This is a genomic window from Xenococcus sp. PCC 7305 (assembly GCF_000332055.1).
In the GTDB taxonomy this organism is placed as follows: Bacteria; Cyanobacteriota; Cyanobacteriia; order Cyanobacteriales; family Xenococcaceae; genus Xenococcus.
In genome coordinates this window covers 1-4,746 of the sequence record NZ_ALVZ01000028.1, presented here as the reverse complement: position 1 = coordinate 4,746, position 4,746 = coordinate 1, and the positions used below count along the sequence as shown (strand labels likewise).

The window sequence follows — 4,746 nt, the reverse complement described above, 5'->3', positions numbered from 1 at the left end:
CCTCAGCCAAATCCCGGAAAGCATCACCAAGCTCACCAATTTAACCCAGCTTGATTTAAGTGGGAATAACCTCACTCAAATCCCCGAAAGCATCACTAAACTCTCTAACTTAATCATATTTGACTTGGAAGGCAATGAAATAGAGAAACCACCATTGGAAATTGTAAACCAGGGAATTAAATCTATTAGAAATTATTTCTGGCAACTGAAAGCAGGAGAAGATAATATCTATGAAGCAAAATTTATTATTGTTGGAGAAGGTGGAGCAGGACAAACCACTCTAGCCAATAAGATTATTAATCCCAACTACGACCTGAACCTTGAAGAACCTTCTACTGAAGGAATTGATGTAATTCAGTGGAAATTTAAACTAGATAATGATCGCGAATTTACAGTCAATATTTGGGATTTCGGTGGGCAAGAGATTTATCACTCTACTCATCAATTTTTTCTAACTAAACGTTCTCTCTACGCAATAGTAATTGATACTCGCAAAGAAGATCATAATTTATATTATTGGATGAATGTGGTAGAACTTTTATCCGACAACAGTCCCATCCTAATTATTAAAAACGAGAAACAAAATCGCCATCGTGAAATAGATGAAGCAGGATTGAGAGGGGAATTTACTAGTCTCAAAGAAACCTTGGCAACAAACCTCAAATCGAATAAGAACCTAGAAGAGATTTTATTTAATATTAAACAATATATTCAAAAATTACCTCATGTGGGGAATGCTTTACCCAAAACCTGGGTAGATGTGAGACAAGCTTTGGAGAAATTAAAAAGCCAGAACAATAATTATATTAGTCTAGATAAATACTTGAATATTTGTAAAAATAATGGTTTTAGCACATATAAAAATGCTCTACAACTAAGCCAATATCTTCATGATTTGGGTGTTTGCTTACATTTTCAGGATGATCCAGCTTTAAAAAACTTTGTAATTCTTAAACCGGAATGGGGAACAGATGCAGTTTATAAAGTATTAGATAATAATAGAGTAATTCGCAAACTAGGCTGTTTTAGCAAAAGAGATTTAGCTAATATTTGGAATGAGACCAAGTATCAAAGAATGCATAGTGAGTTATTGCAATTAATGATTAATTTCAAGCTTTGTTACCAAATTCCTAATAATAAAGATAAGTATCTTGCTCCTCAATTGCTATCTTTAAAACGGCCAGATTATAATTGGAACTCAGAAAAGAATGTAAGAATTAGATATGAGTACGGATTTATGCCAAAAGGTATTTTGACTAGATTTATTGTTGAAATGCACAAAAATATTGATCAAGACAATGTATGGCGTAATGGCGTAATTCTAACTGACAACTATGCTAAGGCAGAAATTATTGAAAATTATGACAAAAAGGAAATTAGAATTAGAATCAGCGGTAATCAGAAAAGGGAATTTTTAGCTATCATTCTTAATGAAATAGATAAAATAAATAATTCCTATGAAAAAATCAAATATAACAAATTAATTGATTGCAACTGTTCTACTTGTAAAAATAGTTCTCAACCTCATTTTTATAGACTTCAAGAATTAAAAGAAAGAACTGCATATCAGCAAGAATATATCGGTTGTGGAAAACCACCATTTCATCAAGTTAAGGTTTTAGAACTAATTGATGAGACTATTGGCAAACAAAATACTAGTGATAACAATGAAACCTCAGATAATAATATAATATTTCACATTGATAAGGTTGAAACTTTTGGCTTAGAACAAGGAAAGAAAACCATGGGCGATCGCAAAATTAATATTAATAATGGTAATTACAACGAAAAGATAGAAGGAGACTATATCCAAGGGGATAAAATTGATAACCGTCAAATAGATAATAGCGATCGCAGTAAAGAATTAAACATCGGGAATATCGGTGGAGACTTCAATCCTGTTAACTCTCCCATGATGTCTGAAAACGCAGGGATCAAAGTCAATCAAGAACCTCAAGCACCAGCTAAAACACTTGATAAAAAATGGATAATAGGAATAATCATCAGCATAATTGCAATTATTTCGTCTGCATCCTTCAGTGGTTTATTTAATGATCAAGCGCAAGAGTTTCTAGAACGATTTTTTCCATCTAAAACACAACAGCAGATTGAGGAGTAATCCATTTTGCACAACTACTTATCGAACTTGAGGTTTGTAATTTTTTTCACCGATTTTGCGGAATGATTGGGCGAAAATAAGGGCAAAGTGAGAAAATCAGTTGTTAAAGTCTTCTTAACTTGTTCGTTACCTTGATAGTTCATGATGTTATTACATCATTCTATGACTAGCCCTCACACCTGCTAGATTATAATTTGGTACATTATCAATTAAGTTGGGATTTTTTCCCGGCTTTTTTATTGAGCTTAAAATCTACAGCGGGTAAGAACTTGTCTCATGATATTTTTTTGCTCCGCAGAATAATCAAACCACCAGGGAAGATGACCCGATGGTGCAGTTTGGGGGTTAAAATCTAATTCCTCATAAAGAATATATCCCGCTGCGCTATTAATATCTCCTGTTTTCCAGCCAATTTCCGTAACAAAATTTCGCCACACATCAATAGAAAAGTTGTTATTTTGGTTGAGACTATTCCAAATATTTTGTTGGGGACGCAATCCAAAGCGATCGCCACTGGCCTTACGCCACAAAGAATCGATAAGCAACATATCCTGACAAGCGCGATCGGCAATGGTTCTCAATTCAAGAGGGTTATTATTGTTTTTCCGTTTAATAGTTTGCAAAATATTGCTGATATCTAGTTTGGTGAGACGATCTGCCTCACGCCATTTTCCTTGAGCTAGCAAATCTTGTAGCTCAGTATAGTCTATTCCTGTTTGCTCAGAGATTAAGCTGCTTTTGCGATCGCTTGATGAGTTGGCTTGACTCGATTCTGTTGGAGAATTGGCGATCGCCCCAGATGTAGTTGCGGGGACATTGGCAGGTTCTTCGGTAGTCTCATTTTTTTCTGGTTTGCCCAGACTGCCAGAGGTTGCGACCTGAGAATTCTGTACTTGATTCTGAGGCGAACTAAAAACAGGTACCGAATTAGTTTCGCTAGGGTCAATTTCTACGGCAGGTTGTGGATTAGTATTAGTTTCTACAACAGTTTCAGGAACAACAGCAGTAGAGTTTGAGTCTGTGGTGGGTTGTTGAGCCGTGTCAGTTTCTACAATGGTTTCAGGAACAACAGCAGTAGTGGCATTATTTGTTTCGTCGTTTGTTGCGATCGCTGGATTATTGGGTGTGGCAGCTGCATTATCACTCTCAGGTTCGGCTGTTGTAGTTGCAGTGGAGTTTGAATCTGTGGTGGGTTGTTGAGCTGTATCAGTTTCTACGACAGTTTCAGGAACAGCAGCAGTAGTGGCATTATTGGTTTCATCATTTGTTTCGTCGTTTGTTGCGATCGCTGGATTATTGGGTGTGGCAGCTGCATTATCACTCTCAGGTTCGGCTGTTGTAGTTGCAGTAGAGTTTGAATCTGTGGTGGATTGTTGAGCTGTATCAGTTTCTACGACAGTTTCAGGAACAACAGCAGTAGTGGCATTATTTGTTTCGTCGTTTGTTGCGATCGCTGGATTATTGGGTGTGGCAGCTGCATTATCACTCTCCGGTTTAGCTGTTGTAGTTGCAGTGGAGTTTGAATCTGTGGTGGGTTGTTGAGCCGTGTCAGTTTCTACGACAGTTTCAGGAACAACAGCAGTAGTGGCATTATTTATTTCGTCGTTTGTCGCGATCTCGCTTTGATAAACACTACTAGGGATTGCGTAATTAGACACCGCTCCAGTCACCGCATGAATATTAGTTTCTCCATGAATGCCGATTAGTCGTCCCTGTTCATTTAGTACTGGGCCTCCGCTCATACCAGGAAAGGCACTACCATCGTAAATAAGACTATAGCCATTGTCATTTGGACTGTCTAATAAACCAACTATATTAGCAGAGAAAAAGCGATAAACGCGATCGCTTTCTGTCCTTAACTCCCCAGGATAACCAGAAAAGTAAATTTCTTGCCCTTCAGTCAAATTGTTAGAATTTCCCAGCTCAGCAATCTGATAATTTTGTGGGCTAGTAAATTGGAAAACTGCAAGATCGACATCAGATATTCTTTGAATAGTGTCTGGGGATACTTGATGTTGGCGACCATCAACTGTTTGCACTATATAATCACCCAATTCTTGAACAATATGCCAACTAGTCAAGACGGTATATTTGTTATTGGAAGAGTCAATAATAATTCCTGAGCCAGACTTGTCCCCATCAATTCTTACCGTAATTTGTTTAGCACGCAGATTGACTTGTCGTGAAGAGAGTGCTTGAACTATTTGATATTCTTTTGCCGAGGTTACAACATTGTCGGGGATAAGAGCGAGAGAAATGCCAAAGATGATAATTAAAATCTTCTGATAACGATTCATGAACTTGGTAACTGAAAAAACAAATAGGGGATTGCCTTAATGACGATCCCCTAAGTTTTATTATTTTACTGTAGTACCCCCAAGGGAATTTGAATCCCTGTCGCCTCCGTGAAAGGGAGGTGTCCTAGGCCACTAGACGATGGGGGCTTAGAATTTGTTAGGGCTTTCGTTTCAAGTGGTTTCCTTCCCGCAACGTTCTTAAATATAGCGAATATTATTGTGCCTGTCAATACTTTTTTTCTAAAAATTCTTTTAGGCTATTTTCCATGTCTCATCTGACGAAAACGCTCCTGCGCGATCGGGTCTAAAGCATGAAACAAAAAACGACCC

2 protein-coding genes and 1 tRNA gene are annotated in these 4,746 nt (G+C 37.4%); 1 reads left to right on the top strand and 2 read right to left on the bottom strand.

What is annotated here, in order from left to right; translation table 11 throughout:
* Positions 1-2,119: COR domain-containing protein (locus XEN7305_RS00375; protein ID WP_006507306.1), on the top strand; the 2,119-nt coding region annotated here is incomplete at its 5' end.
* Positions 2,120-2,364: 245 nt separating this feature from the next.
* Here XEN7305_RS00375 and XEN7305_RS28820 read toward each other — a convergent pair.
* Together XEN7305_RS28820 and XEN7305_RS00365 are read right to left on the bottom strand one after the other, a co-directional pair.
* Positions 2,365-4,416, bottom strand: coding sequence for a GUN4 domain-containing protein (locus tag XEN7305_RS28820; protein ID WP_006507305.1), 2,052 nt, complete (start codon positions 4,414-4,416; stop codon positions 2,365-2,367).
* Between the two features lie 74 nt (positions 4,417-4,490).
* A tRNA-Glu gene (locus XEN7305_RS00365) sits at positions 4,491-4,563 on the bottom strand.
* Positions 4,564-4,746 lie beyond the last annotated feature (183 nt).

What these genes read in the sequence shown, in the direction of transcription:
- XEN7305_RS28820 (WP_006507305.1), bottom strand. Translation starts at nt 4,416, where the DNA reads ATGAATCGTTATCAGAAGATTTTAATTATCATCTTTGGCATTTCTCTC.